The sequence below is a fragment of the Companilactobacillus suantsaicola genome, assembly GCF_004745525.1.
Lineage (GTDB): Bacteria > Bacillota > Bacilli > Lactobacillales > Lactobacillaceae > Companilactobacillus > Companilactobacillus suantsaicola.
In genome coordinates this window covers 25902-43055 of the sequence record NZ_RKLY01000004.1, presented here as the reverse complement: position 1 = coordinate 43055, position 17154 = coordinate 25902, and the positions used below count along the sequence as shown (strand labels likewise).

Below are 17154 nucleotides of genomic sequence, written 5' to 3'. Positions count from 1 at the left end.
TTTTAACTTTTCCGAATAAGAAACTTATTTATCCTTAATCGTTGTTAGATTGGGCTCTTTGGCGATACAGATCGGGTGAAATGCCCAGTACTTTCTTAAAAATTTTATAGAAATATGATGGATTCTCATATCCAACTTTATAAGAGATTCGCTCAATTGGTGCACTAGTATAATTTAAATATTCAGCGGCAGCGTTGACTCTTTGCAGATGAACTAATTTAATAAAAGTCATCCCTGTTGATTTTTTCAAAAAAGATGATAAGTAATTTGAATTATAGCCAAAGTGTTTAGCCATCTCATCGAGTGTGATATCTGCATAATTATTCTCGATGTAAAGCAATAGCGACAAGATATTGGCTCTTTTCTTATCACTGGCCTTCCAATCGACGTTATTAGTCTTAGCAGTTTCACGAATCAATCTAGAAAACAAAACCATAATCTCTAAACGGGTAATTTTATCTGATTCTTTGTCGGGATGATAGTATTCGTCAATGATATCCCAAATATTACGGCTGATTTTAGAATTATTGTTAGTTTTGAAAAAACTATACTGCCCTTCCCCGTAATTTCTATCTGACAGTAATGAAAAGAGCATTCCGGAGATATTAGTTTGTCGATTGTCATGTAATAAAGAATTCAATTCATTCAAAGAAAAAGCAGTGTTTCTCAAAGCAATATCGATCACAATGTCATTCGAACCAATCGGTTCGACTGTATGAATCGTGTGATTACCAACAAATAACAAGTCACCTTGCTGCATTTTAATTTCCTTATCATTGATCACAGCCGTACAGTTGCCAATTAATGGAGCAACGATATCAACAAAGTTGTGATAATGATATGGAACCTCAGATTCAATCGGTTGAACTGAAATTGAAATGGGGTTGGTATTCAATTCCAAGTCGTCATTGTAAGTATTAAAAAAGCGATACACCGGCTTACCATTAATCGTTTTAGTTGGTTTTGTACTAGTTTCATTCCTTTCAACTTTCTCCAATACATTTGAAAATTCCCTAGGAGAATTATTCGAACGTAAAATTTCCATAATACTTTTAACCATTTGTCATTTACCTCACTGATTGTCATTATAGCGTATTTTTAAAATATGTGAAATGAACATAGTATGAATATCATTTGACAATAGTTGGAAAAATATTAAGGGCTTACAATTTAGTTAAATCAATAATGTGTGGAGGAATTTTATGTTAGATTTAACTAAAGCACCATATAATCTTTCAACAGAACAAATAAAATATATCGATAAACAAATCAGTGAAATGACACTACCTGAAAAAATTGGTCAATTATTCTTCGTGATTGGACAAGATGAAGATACCGTCAATCTTAAAGATTTCGTCAACAAGTATCACCCAGGTGGGGTTATGTATCGTCCTGACAGTGCGGAAAAAATTAAACGTGAAGTCGCCACGATTCAAAAAGAATCTAAAATTCCTACTTTTATCGCCGCTAATCTGGAAGCTGGTGGCAATGGCTTAGTTAATGAGGGTACTTGGTTTGGCCGTCCCATGTCGGTCGCTGCTACTGATGACCCTAAACAAGCTTTCAATTTAGGTGATATTTCTGGTTACGAAGCTGCTCAAGTCGGTGACAACATGGCTTTTTCACCTATCGTGGATATCGACAACAATTTCCGTAATCCTATTATGAATGTCAGAACCTTTGGTAGTGACAAAAACCGCGTCATGAAGATGGTTGATGCACAAGTTAAAGGTTTAAAGAATAATGACGTAATTCCCGTTGCTAAACACTTCCCTGGTGATGGAGTCGATGAGCGTGATCAACACTTGGTCAGCTCAATTAACTCTTTAGGAACTGACGAATGGATGAATTCCTACGGTCAAATTTATCGTCACTTAATCAAACGTGGCCTTCCAGCAGTGATGATTGCCCATATCATGCAACCATCTTGGGAAAGAAAACTTGAGCCTGGTATTGAAGACAAAGATTTACGCCCTGCCTCAACTTCAAAACTTTTGATTGATGGCTTGCTTCATAAGGAGTTGCAATTCAATGGAATGACTATTACCGATGCCACACCAATGCTTGGTTATACTTCAGTCCTTCCGCGTGAAAAAGCAATCCCTGCTACGATCAATGCTGGTATCGACATGATTTTGTTCAATAAGAATATTGATGAAGATTATAAGTTCCTAACCGATGCTGTTAACGATGGCACGGTTTCAATGGACCGCATCGAAGAAGCTATTCGTCGAATCCTTGGAACTAAATTAGCTCAAGGTATTATGGATACTGATAATCAATTGATTCAAACAGTTCCTGAAAAATTGGATTTAAAACTCGCTGATCATCAAAAAGAAACTGCCGATTTGGCAAAGCATGCCGTTACTTTAGTTAAAGATAGGGATAAAATTTTACCCGTAACTAGCCAGAAATATCCTCGTGTTCGTTTAGTTGTTTTAGGCGACAGTGATGACGGTGGATTCAAAGAAGGTGGCCACGTCACAAATCTCTTCAAGAAGAACTTAGAAGCTCAAGGATTTAAGGTTTCTCTCTTTGACCGCACTCATCTAGATTTCCATGAGGTCTTTGAAGAAGGCGTTCAAGATATGAAGGATAAGTTTGATTTGGCAATTTACGTTGCTAATATTGAAACTGCAAGTAACCAAACTACGACCCGAATCGATTGGATTCATTTGATGGCCGCTGATGCTCCTTGGTACATGCGTTCCATCCCTACCCTATTTATTTCTATGTGTAATCCATATCATTTATTCGATATTCCAAATATTTCCACGATGATCAATGCTTATACTGGTAATCCAGAATCAATTGAAGCTGTGGTTAAGAAAATCACCGGTCAAGAAGCATTCTTAGGTAAGAGTCCCGTTGATCCATTCTGTGGCAAATTAGATACTAGACTGTAAGGAGAACAACAATGAAAATTGAAAATATTCAAGTAAACCATATGACAGAACCACTCGGATTCGATCTAAGCAACTTAAAAATCGAATTCACCCTCGACACTGATAAGAATTTAGCCGTTCAAAAGAAACTCGAGATTAAAAATGTCGATAAGACCGTTTATCAAACTGATTGGCAAGATTACAATAACAACTATTTCGAACCAGATTTTGAGTTAATACCAAGAACTGAATATGAACTAACTATCAGCGTCAAGAGCGATTCTGAAGAAGTATCTGCCACTTCAACTTTTGAAACTGGTAAAATGTCAGAACCTTTCTCAGGAAAATGGATTGGTAGCGCAGATAAGGATATCCCCAACACGCTATTAAAACGTGACTTAAATTTGACTAAAGACGTTAAAAAAGCCCGTATCTACATGACCGGCTTAGGTGTTTATGAATTGAACATCAACGATAAAAAAGTTGGTGATGAATTACTCGCCCCAGGATCCACCAATTACGACTATTTAGTTCAAGTACAAACTTATGACGTTACAAGCGACTTTGTCCAAGGTAACAATTCAATTGAAATCTCCCTTGGTGATGGTTGGTACAAGGGTAATCTCGGCTTCGATGGTGGTAAAGATAAAATTTACGGTGATCAACAACGAGCTATCTTTGAATTGCACTTAGAATATACCGACGGTTCAACTGAAATCGTAAACTCTGACGACCAATGGCTAACAACTGCTGGTAAAGTTACTAAATCAGCCATCTACTATGGTGAAGATCTCGATGATACGATTGTGCCGGAAAACTGGACTAAGGTTTCTGTCCTTGACTACCCTACTGACGTTTTGGCTGATCGATTAAGCTTGCCGTTGAAAGTTCAAGAATACTTACCTGCTAAAGAACTAATCAAAACCCCAAAGGATGAACAAGTAGTCGACTTTGGACAAAACCAAGCTGGTTTAATTGAATTTTACAATCGCGAACCAAAAGGTACTAAGATCACTATTCAAGTCGGAGAAATTCTCCAACAAGGCAATTTCTACCGTGATAACTTGCGTGAAGCTAGAGCAGCCTTCACCTACATCTCAGATGGTACAGAAAAGTGGGTTCGTCCGCACTTCACTTACTTTGGTTACCGCTATATCAAGGTGTCTGGCAACACGAAGCCTTTGCAAAAAGATGACTTCAAAGCTGCAGTCGTCTATTCTGACATGAAAATGACTGGGGCTTTAAAGACTGACAAGCCATTGATTAACCGTTTATTTGAAAATGTTCAATGGAGTCAAAAGAGCAATTTCTTCGATGTACCAACTGACTGCCCTCAGCGTGATGAACGTCTGGGTTGGACTGGTGATGCTGATATTTTCTCAAATACTTCAACTTACAATATGAACGTCTATGCTTTCTTCAAGAAGTATGCTAAAGATATGAAAATTGAGCAAGACCATCATGACGGCATGTTGACGATGTACGCACCATCTCTTCATGTTGATGAAGGTGGAGCCGCTATTTGGGGTGACGCTTCAACAATTATTCCTTGGAATATGTATGAAAAATATGGTGATACAGCTATCTTGAAACAAAATTACTCAAGTATGAAAGGCTGGGTCGACTGGATCAGCAAGAACGTTGAAAAAGCTGGCACTGGTCTTTGGACCGGTTCTTTCCAATTTGGTGACTGGCTCTCACTTGATAGTGAAAACCCAGCCGTCCCAAATGGTAAGACTGATGAAGACTTCATCGCTTCAGTTTATTACTACTATTCATCAAGTATTGTAGCGGCAGCCGCAAAGGTTTTAGGTAATGATGAAGATTATCAAACTTATAAGAATTTATGCGACGATATTAAGAAGAATATTTTGAAGGAATACATCACCGAAACTGGTCGAGTTGCTATCGATACTCAAACTGCTTACGCTTTAACTTTGTACTTCAACCTAGTTCCTGAAAACTTAAAGTCACGTGTTGTCAAAGACCTAGTTGCCCGTCTCAAGAAAGACAATGATCACTTACAAACTGGCTTCGTTGGTACTCCATTCTTATGCCAAGTCTTGTCTGAAAATGGTCAACATGCTCTAGCTACAAAGATTTTCCTAAACGAAGATTATCCAAGCTGGTTGTATGCCGTTAAACTTGGTGCCACAACTATTTGGGAACGTTGGAACTCAGTTATGTCTGACGGCTCAATGAATCCAGAAGGAATGAATTCACTGAATCACTACTCAATCGGTGCCATTATGGAATGGGCTTATAAGTTTGTCCTCGGTTTACGCAAACAAGATAACGGCTATCAAACTGTTTACTTAGAACCAGAATTCGACTATCGTTTGAAACATATTTCTGGCCATTACGCTAGTTCATATGGTGATTTGAAGGTTAAATATGACCTCGAAACTGATGACAAACACACAATTGCCGCTGTGATCGACGTCCCATTTGGACAAACTGTGAAATTGACTTTGCCTAGAGTTGGTAAAGAAATCGTTGTCGATGGTCAAACTGTTACTGACAAGACAATCACTTTGACAGTCGGTCATCACGAAATCTCCTACATTCCAACTCAAGACTATATTGGCCGCTACTCAACTGAAGCCAAGTTGTTGAACATCACAGCTGATAAAGAATTGTTCGACAAGATCAAGACAATCACTCACGAATTAGACATGTTCAATGACCCAACTAACGTTGAAAGACTCGGCCAAATGTCAATTCCCGAAGCTAACAAGTTGTTCCCATTCATCAATATTCCCGAAAATGAAATGAAGCAAATTACTGATACATTGGTTTCCACACCAGTTTTGAGCGAAAGAGAGGGATAGTTTTGAAGAATTATACTAATCCAATTTTACGAGGGATGCGCCCTGACCCAAGCATCGTTCGTGTCGAAAACTACTATTATATTGTCAACAGTACTTTCGAATATTACCCGGGAATCACTTTGGCCAGAAGTTCTGATCTTATGAATTGGGAAACACTCCCTAGCATTGCGACTGGCCATTCTCAAGCTGATTTAACGAAAGCAAAGTCCAACGAAGGAATCTTTGCCGTCTGCATTCGTTACCATGAAGGCAAATTTTACGTCATCACAACCAACTTCGCCGAATTTAAGACCTTCATCATTACTGGAAAACTTGATAACGACAAGATTATTTGGGACAAGAAACGTATCAATATCGACGTAAACGGCATTGATCCCGACATTTTCTTCGAAGATGGACACACCTTTGTTCAATACACCGGTTACTTAGAATCCGGTCAAAAGGCTTTGCAACAAGTCGAAATCGATCTCACTTCAGGAAAAGTTCTAAATGGTCCAAAGATTCTAACTTATGGAACCGGTGGCCGTGATGTTGAAGGTCCACATATCATCAAAAATAAAGGCTACTACTACCTACTAGCAGCTGAAGGTGGAACTGGTTTAGGACATATGATCACAATTTTTAGAAGTAAAGACATCTGGGGACCGTTTGAAAGTTGTCCCAATAATCCAATCTTCACTAATCGTGACCGAGCTGACGAACCACTGCAAAACATTGGTCATGGGGACTTATTCCAAGACATTCATGGTAATTGGTGGCTCACCTGTTTAGGAACTAGACCCGCTAATATCAATTTTAAGACCTTTACCAATACTGGCCGTGAGACAATGCTCTACCCCGTTGATTGGGATGGTGATTGGCCGGTAATTAACGGTGGCCTACCTTCTCAAAAAGTTGATTTGACGAAGTACCCTGAACATGCCAAAACACTATCGGAACAAAATTTATCATCATTTGAAGATAGTTTTACAGATGGTCGCCTCAGTCCCGAATGGATTTCATTGCGAAATTCACTTAAAGATAGATTATCAGTCAAAACTAATAATTTAACCTTAATTGGCTCCAATTTGACACTATCTGATCTTAGTACCCCATCATTTCTAGGTATCAGACAAACAGAACAAAATGAAACCTTTGAAGTTGAACTGAATCCTGAACAGTGTTCATTAAAAGATGGTCAGTTAGGAATCGCTGTGACAATTGACAGCGGCCACTTCGCCAGTTTAACCGTTAAAAAAAATGACCATGATACTTTTGATTTAATTAAAACAGTTCACGTCTTAGATTTAGTAGTTGAAGATAAAATTGCCGAAATTAATACCTTACCAAGTAAATTCAGCCTAATTAATCATCCCGCTACTAAAGAATTCGTGGCTGAAGTTAATGATCAGAAATTGTCTTTCAAAGTGGCCGCTATGCACTTTTCAAACGAAGCCATCAGTGCTTTGAATACTGGCGATATGCAAGGGCTTTACGTTGTTGGTCAAGATACTAAGATGTCGGTTAACAATGTAAAGAGATTTAAAATCGATCAAGAACAGCAATTAAATTAATCATAACCATACAAAAAAGAGAACCTAATTTTCAGGTTCTCTTTTTGTTTAGTCTTCTAAACCATTATTTTCAATAACTTTTTGATACCAGTAGAATGACTTCTTCTTGTATCGATCCATTGTTCCGTTACCATCATCATCTAAATCAACATAGATAAATCCATAGCGTTTGGACATTTCACCAGTTGAAGCACTGACTAAATCAATGCAACCCCATGGAGTGTAGCCCATCAAGTCAACGCCATCGTCAATTGCTCCAGCCATAGCTTTGATGTGTTCCTTGAGATAATCAATTCGATAGTCGTCTTCGACATAGTGATTCTTATCTGGTTTATCAATGGCACCCAATCCGTTTTCAACGATAAAGAGTGGCTTTTGATAACGATCATACAATTGATTCAAGGCAATTCTCAAACCAGTTGGATCGATTTGCCAACCCCAGTCACTTGCTTTCAAGAATGGATTCTTCACACCACCAAGCAAGTTTCCACTGACAGTGTCGTTGTCCTGCTTAGTTGTTTCAACAGCTGAAGACATGTAATAACTGAAACCAATGTAATCAACCGGATACTTCTTGATCAATGCAAGTTCTTCATCAGTTCTATCCAAGTCGGAAACTTTCAAGCCATATTCAGCCAATAGTCGCTTCGTGTAACTAGGATATTGCCCTCTAACTTGCACATCCCCACAGAAGAAATTGAAGTCTTGATTTTGTTGCAAAGTAGCCAATTGGTTAACTGGATTTGCATCATAACTGTAAGTTGTAGCGTAAAGGATCATGCAGCCGATTTGAAGATCAGGGTCCAATTCGTGACCAATCTTAACTGCCTTAGCACTTGAAACAAATTGATTATGCCAAGCTTGGAAGACGTTCAACTTGTCGTTTGCCCCATTTGAAGGAACTAAACCTTGACCCATCACTGGGAAATGAGCAGCACTGTTGATTTCGTTGAAAGTCATCCAGTACTTAACCTTCTTGTAGTAGCGAGTCAAAACGACCTTGGCAAAACGTTCGAAGAATTCAATCAACTTCTTATTCTTCCAGCCACCATAGTTTTTAGCTAAATTCAAAGGCAACTCATAATGAGAAATTGTGATAACTGGTTCGATGTTATATTTCAAACACTCATCGATAACTTGGTCGTAGAATTCTAATCCCTTTTCGTTTGGTTCAGTTTCATCACCATTTGGGAAAATTCGTGACCAGGCAATTGAGAAACGGTAACATTTGAAGCCCATTTCAGCAAATAACTTAATGTCCTCTTTGAAACGGTGGTAGTAATCGATTCCAACATGATTAGGATATTTATACTTGTCCTCATCAATTGTCCAATCAAATTCCGGACTTTGTACAATCGCAAATCTTTGTTTACCACCAGGTAAAGCATCCGCAATCGAAAGACCACGACCGTCCTCTTTGTAGCCACCCTCTAATTGATTAGCAGCGGTAGCTCCTCCCCATAGGAAGTTTTTTGGAAACTCTGTCATAAAATTCTCCTCTCTTGTATGCGCTTAACTTAAATTATAAACTAGTTGTTTTTATTTTTCATTTTTTATATTAATTTGCCTATGGAAAGAGGCATTAATCTTAATGGATTTTAATCGTTAATTCGCTATCTTTAGAAACAATCGCTAAGGCCAATCCATTGAACAAACTAATATCATCAAAACTCATGTTATGGTCAATCGGATTACCATTGCCGCTAGCGATAAGCTTGCCTTTTGTCACTTGCAATTTGATTTGGTTATTAGCATTCTCAACTAAATTACCTTGTTCGTCGATAGCCATCAACTTATAAAGTGTCGTTGTTTGGCCTTCATAGACTTTACACTGCTTAATCCGGACGGTATCACCATTGGTGAATCTTATGTCGGAAGCTACTACCGAGCCATTTTCATATGCGAGAACTTTAATTGCTCCAGCTTCAAATGGGACTTCCCAAGTGGCTGAACAATCACTCACCGCTTGTTTGCCGAAGCTTTGATTATTGACGAATAATTCGACTTCTTGAGCATTGCTGAAGGCTTTAACTGTAGTTTTTCCGTCTGCATCTAAGTCCAACTGTTCTTTATTCCAGCTAGGCATCAAGTGAACCAATTTCTTGGTTGTCCAGTGAGCTTGATAATAATAATAGTAATCTTTAGGAAAACCGCATAGATCGGCAATTCCGAACTGAGAACTGATTGCTGGCCAATTAAATGGTGATGGTTCGCCGTAATAATCGAAACCAGTCCACAAGAAGACGCCACCTATATAAGGATTTTCGTGCAAATATTGCATGACCGTTTCAGGATGCGCAGTACCACCTAAACCTGGATCTCCAGGTTTTCTAAGTCCTGGTAAAACCATTGAGAAATATGAGCCGAAATTATTACATTGATCCAAATCACCACTATCTTTATACGCACCTCTAGTTGAAAAGTAAGATGCGTTCTCGGTACTCATCATTGGCAGATCAGGGTATTTCTGGTGAATTAATTTAGCACCAGAACCCATAACACCAGCTTCCGGATAATTAACACCCAACACATCGAGATTTTTGACGTAATCTTCATCAATGATTCCTTCAGGAGTCAATAATTCGGCCCCAATGATTAAATGTTCAAAGTCAAATTTCTTAATAGTTCGAACAATTTTTTGAGCGATGCGACTGCCTAATGGTGTATTGCCAACTAATTCTTCGTTTGAAATTGACCAAAAAGCAATTGAGGGATGCATCCAATCCTTTTGTACCATCTGTGCTAGATCTTGTATTCGCCAAGGAGAACTCTCCAACAAGCGATTTTCATCGATGACAATAACTCCATAACGATCACAGGCATCCAACAATTCTTCAGAAGCAAAGTGATGGGTACTTCGCCAAGCGTTGACACCCATTTTTTTCATTACCGAGACTTTGTAATCAACGATATCTTGATTCAAAGCGGTTCCGACGCCAACGAAATCTTGGTGTTCACAAATACCGTGCAATTGATAACTCTTCCCATTCAAAAAGAAGCCGGAAGTTGTATAGTCAAACGTATGAATACCCAGATTTTTTTCGACTTTATCATTAGCCACGATAAATTCAGCTTTGTAACAATAAGGATTTTCTGGAGTCCAAAGTTTGGGATCAGTCACTTTAATTGTGGTTTTGAATTGTTTATTTTGGTAACTGCCTACTTCAACGTCCCCAAATTGCATCACAACTTGACCATCCAACAAAACTTGTGGAGATACAACTTGTTGAGTAGCGGTGTTGTTTTCAACGGTCAATTCAACCCCCAATTGTGCAGTGTCGTCATTCAAAGATTTCGTGTAAATATAACATGAATCTTCTTTCAAGGAGACCAGCGGCTTGTGCTCTAACCAAACAGAACGATAAATTCCAGCACCTTCGTACCACCAACCTTCTGCACCAGTTGTCGTATCAGCCCGAACTAAGACGACGTTAACTCCTTCTTGACCATATCGAGCCATTTCAGTAATGTCGAAACTAAAGGCGTTGTATCCGCTATTATTATGTCCTAAATAAGTTCCATTCAACCAGACATCAGCCATCCGCATGACGCCGTCAAAATGCAGAATTGTCCTTAAATTGTTTAAATCATCAGTAGTTAATGTGAAAGTCTTACGATAATAACCGCAAGCATCTGGTTTTGAGCCGCTCATCAACTTCTCTGGTTGATTGACATAGGGTGATTGCCGATTCCAATCATGAGGCAAATCTATTTTTTTCCAATCAGCGGATAATTCTGAGGTCAAATCAGTATCAGCTAGATTCAACAGGCCCTGTTGTTCGTCGCCTTGAGCAATCAACTTCAAGAAGTGACTGCCACCAGCACTAACCGGCAAACGTTGACCCGCTTCTCCTTTGATGGGTGCGGTGATTCCACCTAGTGAAACAGCCTTTTTGGTAGTTTTATAAGGAACGCGTTTCATTTCACCGTAATGAAACATCCAATTGCTATTTAAAGATTCTTTGATAGTCATAATATCAATCCTTTCATCATACTTAATTTTAGCCAAAATACCGCTATGCTATAATGTTTATAAACGATTTCAAGCAAACGCTTACTGTAATTTTCCAACTTGGAGGTATTGGGATGCGAAAAGATTTTAAAAATTTAGATGCGGCAACTAATCAAGGTCCCGAAATCTCAACTAAAGTTCCTTTAACGATGTTTTACAAACGCCAGACCAATCAAAAAGTCCTCTATACGATGTTACAAAATGGCAAATTCCACTCTTTTGAGGCCTCTGACTATCAAAAAATGCATCGTGATCAAGACTTTGAATTAATGTACGTTTTAGATGGTCAGTTGACCAATTATTTAGAAGATCAAGTTTTTACTTTTCAAGCTGGTGAAGGCTGTCTTTTGAATCCACAGATCAGACATACAGAGAAACTCCAAACTAATTGTTTAGTAGTCTTTTTGAATTTGTCAGAAAGCTTATTACGTCAACTGTTAACCGATATTGAATCTCAAGGTGCTGTTTTTTCGTTTTTAAAACACAATCTCGATGATAAAAACGGTTGGCAACGTAATTATTTAAAATTCCATCGTCTTACGAGTGATTCCGACAAAGCCCTAAAAATCATTTTGGATTCACTCCAACAAGAAATCACCACTGTCAAAATTGGCGCTAAATTTTTTCAAAGTGGTTTAGTTTTAAGACTATTATCTGAATTAGAAGACAGTCATCATTTTCGCGTCATCCCTAACCTACTGGATAACTCCAAAAAAGATTTTTTAGCCAACCAAGTTATCGAATTGATCGATAAAAGTGATGGCAATATCTCTCGAAAAAACTTGGAAGAACAACTCCACTACAACGACGAATACTTAAATCGGTTGTTAAAGGACAAAACTAAGCACACACTAACTGCCTATTCCCAAGAAATTAGAATTCATCGTGCTCAAGAATTATTGACCACAACAAATATGACGATTCAAAACATTGCAAAGCAATTAGGCTTTGATAATGAGACTTACTTTTATCACTTTTTTAAAAAACATGTCCAGTTATCACCTAGCGTTTATCGAAACGAATTTACAGAGCGTGGAACAGGGGCACTCAGCTCCCGAAGAATAACGTGATTTTGGAAACGTAGCTATATGTCCAAGTCCTAGCCTGCTGAACGCGTTTTGACTACTCCTCATAGAACGGCAAAAAACTAACTCAACAAACAAGAGAAGGTACATAAGTCCTAGTTCGAAAATAAAAACGAGATGATTATTCCAAATGTTGGAATTTGTCATCTCGTTTTTTAATATTAGATATAGGAGGCTAAATAACTTGGCCATCTTGGCCAAATTATTTGCCATTTGTAAAAAAGTTTTCTTATTTAATTATCAAGATAGTGATTCCACGCAGAGTAAATATAAACAACCTTTTTTTCCTCGTCTACTTTATAAACAAGCCTATGTTTAATATTTATTCGTCGTGAGTAGAATCTATCTTCTGGCGGCATTAGTTTCTCAAAATTATCCGTTGGGTCATAAGGATTTGTAACTAATTTCTTAATTAGCTCATCAAACTTATCCCTAAGATTACTTTGTTTTATTTTTCTTAAATCATTTTTGGGAGAATTTTTAAATTTCACTTTGTAGGTAGTCACTAGATTTCGTCCCAATGTACACCGTTAGTAATATCGGTGAATCCTGAATCATCTTTCTCAGCTCTATGTACCTTGTCCAAAGTCCCATCATTCATAAGATATAATGTCTCTTGAATAGCTCGGTAGTCTTTAACACTCATCAATACGGCACTGTCATTTTCAGTTCTTCCATTAATTTCAATCGGCGTAGAATCATCGTTTACCGACTTAATAATTTTGTAGAAATCTTTTCTTGCCTGGGTTGGGTTTAGTGTTCTTTGCATTATATTACCTCCTATTCACAAATGATTATAAAGTACGTTTTTAAGTACGTCAATAAATTTAAATTTACGAAATAGTAACATTACTCTGCATTATCTCAGGTATCATGTCAAAATTGAAAGTAGCTTGAGACATAAACTTTGCGCTTAAAATAATAAGCTTAGGTAATCGTACTTTGATTACCTAGGCTTATTTATCTTAATACTTAATACTTGAGAGTTGACCACGTCCTGTTTCCACTCTCTAATTTATTCGAATAAATTTTCATGGTTCATCTACTAGCTATTAACAACTTCAGTCGACAAGAACTTTGGATTTGGTGTGACGTTAAATGACTTAGCCAAATCACGCAAATCATCATCGGTGATACTTTGTAAGATGTCGCCACCTTGAGCTTGAATGGTTGTATAAATTTGGCAAGCTTTTTCAACGGTTTCAATCAAACCATAAACTTCGTCCATGCTGTCGCCGCAAGCAAAGATTCCATGATGTGGCCACATAACTACTCTAAATTCACTCATTTTATCGGCGGTAGCTTGACCAATTTCGTTGGTTCCTGGTGTCATATAAGGGATGATACCAACGCCTTCTGGGAAGACTACCAAAGATTCAGCTTGCATCTTCCACAATAGACGACTGACGCTGCCTTCATCCAATTCGTGGGTAAATGATAGAGCAACCCAATTAGTTGGGTGACAGTGCATGACGACTCTTTGATTGGAATCAATTTTTTGGCGTTCGATGTGAGTCATCAAGTGTGATGGGAATTCACTAGTTGGTTGCCCGCCATCATTGAAGCCCCAAAGAAGGTCGACTGAGTTACCTTCGTCAGTGATTCTAACTAAGCCGGTGTCACGCTCTGGATAATTGTGGACATTTTTGAAATAGCGACCAGTTCCGGTCACTAAGAAATATTGCCCTGCCAAAGCGGTTGCATCAAATTTAATGGGAATATTTCTGATTGTGCCATCTAAGTCATCAAATTGATCAACTTCTGATTGAGTCAATCGTAGACTGACGTTACCGCCATTTCTTTCATCCCAGCCATGTTTATAAAGTTCATTAGTAATTTCGCGCATTTTCTCAACAAATTTAGAATTGATAAATTTCATAATAATTAACACCTTTTCCTCTAGTTAATTTAAATTAGTTACGTTTGAATTGAACGTCTTTTTCATATTGATGAATATTTTCCAGCCAATCAGTCCCAACTGGAACATCATTTTGAAGACAAAACTCATCCCAAACAGCTCCAAATGGATATGACTTCAACTCTTCGGTTTCAGCTAATCTAGTTGTGAAGTCAAAGTTGATTTCAGCTTGTTTTAATTGGTTGATTGGTTCAAGCATTGCTTGTAAGAAGGCCTTTTGTGTAGCACGAGCCCCAATGACCCAAGCAGCAACACGATTAATTGTGGCATCAAAGAAGTCCAAGCCAACATTGGTCCGATTCAATTCGTTATCTCGAACTAATGAACGAGCAATTCTGACCAAAGCCTCATCGAAAATAACCACATGATCACTATCCCAACGAACAGGACGAGAAACGTGCAACATCAAGCCTTTACCGAATGGCAAGAAAGCTGAGAATTTATCAGAAACATCTTCTGTTGGGTGCCAGTGTCCAGCATCAATAGTCCAAAGCTTATTTCTAGTCAAAGCATAATTGTTGTAGAACAAGTGTGAGCCAACAGTATATGATTCGATACCGGTACCGAATAACTTTCCTTCAAAGGCTTCAATGGTGTTCTTTTCGTCATACTTCTTTTCAATAATTTGGTCGAGTGACTCAATCAAACGACGACGTGGCGTTTCTTTATCAATTGGATTGTCCTTGAAACCATCCGGAATCCAGAAGTTATTGATGGATTGTTGACCTAATTCTTTTCCGAAATAGTTGGCAATTTCACGACTGATTTTACCGTGTTCAATCCAGAAATCACGGACATCTTTATCAGGACTGGCTAACGTAAAGTTATTTTTGACCATCGGATGTGAGAAAAAGGTTCCATTCATATCCAAACCAACATGTTCTTTCTTAGCCCAGTCAACCCAGTAACTGAAATCTTCTGGTCCTAAGTCGTTGATGCCCTTCTTTTGACCATTCGTAACCGCATAAATAGCATGAAGTTGCACTTTATGAGTTCCAGGGATAAGTGACAAAGCTTCACTCAAATCACTTGTCAACTCATCAGGAGTTCTGGCAATTCCTGGATAGTTACCAGAAACTCCAATACCTCCAGTCAATTCTTGATTAGGATTTAAAAATCCATGAATGTCGTCCCCTTGCCAACAGTGAACTGACAATTTTAATTTTTTCAATTCCTTTAAAGCTGCATCAGTATCAACCCCGATTGCGGCATAACGTTCTTTTGCTTCTTGATAAGCCTTTTCTACATTTTCTGAACTAACCATTTTTATCCCTCACTTACTTTAATTTTTCCTCTAAGAAAATCTTGATAATCTTTTAAAATGTCACCATACTTATTAGTTTCTGGATGAAATTCATTAATTTGATAAGAATTTCGAATTATTTCTCGCGCATCAGCAATGTTGTTGATCTCATTTTCAGTGATCATTTGAACTACCAAATTACCAATTGCGGTAGCTTCACTAGGTCCAGCGAATATCGGAATATCAGCCAAGGTGCTAGTCAATTGGTTCAGCAATTTAACATTTGAACCACCACCAACGATATTGAGCGCTTCTAATTTGTATCCCAAGATATTATTGAGATTTTCCAGTTCATTGGCATAGTACAAAGCTAAATTGGAGTAAATTGCCATTGCGATTTCACCCGGAGTTTGGGGAACGACTTGACTGGTTTTTTGACAATAAGTTTGAATGGCTTCAATCATATTCTCTGGATTGATAAATGACTCATCATTCACATCAATGAATTGTTCAAATGGCTTCGCTTGCCCTGCTAACTCGGCTAGTTGAGCAAAACTATATTGATCATTCAAATTGTGTTTAACGTTTTGAATCATCCAAAGTCCCATGATGTTTTTCAAAAAGCGATACGTTCCATAAGCTCCCCATTCATTGGTGTAATTACTTTCAAAAGCTAAATCACCAATCTCAGGCACATTCAATTCGGTTCCCAACAACGACCAAGTTCCTGAACTTAGAAATGCCCAATGGTCGCCAATTCCCGGAGTTCCCAGAACTGCTGAAGCAGTATCATGCGTAGCAACCGTGATAACCTCAGTTTCTGGAATATCATATTTAACATGCCAAGCGTGACGAATATTGCCAAGAATCGTACCCGATTCAACTAATCTAGGAAATTGATTTTGATCAACATGAACTTTTTTCAATAGATCCTTATCAAACAAGCCTTCACGTAAATTCAACATTTGTGTCGTCGAAGCGTTGGTAACCTCAGTCACTGCATTACCAGTTAAAACATAGCCGATATAATCAGGAATCATCATGATCTTATCGGTCTTTTTCAGCTCATCTTTATTTTCGGTATAGAGTTGATAAAGCGTATTAAAATTCAAAAACTGAATTCCAGTTTTCTTATAAATCAGTGACTTGGGCACATCAGTCGTCAATTTCTCTAACGCATCTTTCGTTCTTGCATCACGATAACTAATGGGATTTTGAATCTTTTGACCATCCATTCCAACTAACACATAATCAACAGCCCAAGTATCAATTCCAAGAACAATCTCGTTAAAACCTAATTGTTTAACTTTCTTCAAACCTGTAAAAATCTCTTTGAGGATTTGATCGATTTGCCAACAATCGTGACCATCAGCTTTTTTAAAACCGTTATTAAATCGATGAACTTCTTGTAAATCAATTTTGCCGTCTTTGATTTGACTCAACATCAACCGGCCACTTGAAGCTCCAATGTCGACTGCAACATAAGTTTTTGACATTTCTTTTCCTCCTTTTTTAAATTTTAATTATTGCGATAAAATTATTAATCATAACAAAATGTGATATATTTAAATTACTTAATTATTTTAGAAAAGCTCTTGTATCAACATTTCATAACTAAATATAACCG

12 protein-coding genes are annotated in these 17154 nt (G+C 37.9%); 4 read left to right on the top strand and 8 right to left on the bottom strand.

The window, feature by feature from the left end; genetic code table 11:
• Positions 1-34 precede the first annotated feature (34 nt).
• Positions 35-1060, bottom strand: a complete 1026-nt coding sequence (locus EGT49_RS02385) for an AraC family transcriptional regulator (protein ID WP_135371367.1) — start codon at positions 1058-1060, stop codon at positions 35-37.
• A gap of 142 nt (positions 1061-1202) precedes the next feature.
• Between EGT49_RS02385 and EGT49_RS02380 the strand changes: the two genes are divergently transcribed.
• The 3 genes from EGT49_RS02380 to EGT49_RS02370 are packed head-to-tail and all read left to right on the top strand — an operon-like array spanning position 1203 to position 7269.
• Positions 1203-2906: a glycoside hydrolase family 3 protein gene (locus tag EGT49_RS02380; protein ID WP_135371366.1), complete on the top strand. Its 1704-nt coding sequence runs from the start codon at positions 1203-1205 to the stop codon at positions 2904-2906.
• An 11-nt stretch (positions 2907-2917) separates the two neighbouring features.
• A complete protein-coding gene (locus EGT49_RS02375; RefSeq protein ID WP_135371365.1) occupies positions 2918-5716 on the top strand; it encodes an alpha-L-rhamnosidase in 2799 nt (932 codons plus the stop codon).
• 2 nt (positions 5717-5718) lie between these two features.
• Positions 5719-7269, top strand: coding sequence for a glycoside hydrolase family 43 protein (locus EGT49_RS02370; RefSeq protein ID WP_342772224.1), 1551 nt, complete (start codon positions 5719-5721; stop codon positions 7267-7269).
• Between the two features lie 48 nt (positions 7270-7317).
• Here the strand turns inward: EGT49_RS02370 and EGT49_RS02365 are convergent, their stop codons facing one another.
• Positions 7318-8757 (bottom strand): glycoside hydrolase family 1 protein, encoded by a 1440-nt coding sequence (locus EGT49_RS02365; RefSeq protein ID WP_135371363.1) that lies wholly within the window; start codon positions 8755-8757, stop codon positions 7318-7320.
• A gap of 100 nt (positions 8758-8857) precedes the next feature.
• Positions 8858-11242, bottom strand: a complete 2385-nt coding sequence (locus EGT49_RS02360) for a glycoside hydrolase family 2 TIM barrel-domain containing protein (RefSeq protein WP_135371426.1) — start codon at positions 11240-11242, stop codon at positions 8858-8860.
• Between the two features lie 113 nt (positions 11243-11355).
• Between EGT49_RS02360 and EGT49_RS02355 the strand changes: the two genes are divergently transcribed.
• On the top strand, positions 11356-12351 hold the full coding sequence (locus EGT49_RS02355) for an AraC family transcriptional regulator (protein WP_135371362.1): 996 nt from the start codon (positions 11356-11358) through the stop codon (positions 12349-12351).
• Positions 12352-12599: 248 nt separating this feature from the next.
• Here EGT49_RS02355 and EGT49_RS02350 read toward each other — a convergent pair whose 3' ends face one another.
• From EGT49_RS02350 to rhaB, 5 genes are all read right to left on the bottom strand, one after another.
• On the bottom strand, positions 12600-12872 hold the full coding sequence (locus tag EGT49_RS02350) for a Txe/YoeB family addiction module toxin (RefSeq protein ID WP_135371361.1): 273 nt from the start codon (positions 12870-12872) through the stop codon (positions 12600-12602).
• On the bottom strand, positions 12872-13135 hold the full coding sequence (locus tag EGT49_RS02345) for a type II toxin-antitoxin system Phd/YefM family antitoxin (protein WP_246013782.1): 264 nt from the start codon (positions 13133-13135) through the stop codon (positions 12872-12874). The genes EGT49_RS02350 and EGT49_RS02345 overlap by 1 nt, the downstream gene beginning before the upstream one ends.
• Positions 13136-13411: 276 nt before the next feature.
• Entirely contained in the window at positions 13412-14245 is an 834-nt protein-coding gene (gene rhaD / locus EGT49_RS02340; protein ID WP_135371359.1) for a rhamnulose-1-phosphate aldolase, read from the bottom strand.
• Positions 14246-14279: 34 nt separating this feature from the next.
• Positions 14280-15548: an L-rhamnose isomerase gene (locus EGT49_RS02335; protein WP_135371358.1), complete on the bottom strand. Its 1269-nt coding sequence runs from the start codon at positions 15546-15548 to the stop codon at positions 14280-14282.
• Positions 15549-15550: 2 nt separating this feature from the next.
• On the bottom strand, positions 15551-17023 hold the full coding sequence (gene rhaB / locus EGT49_RS02330) for a rhamnulokinase (RefSeq protein WP_135371357.1): 1473 nt from the start codon (positions 17021-17023) through the stop codon (positions 15551-15553).
• Between the last annotated feature and the right edge of the window lie 131 nt (positions 17024-17154).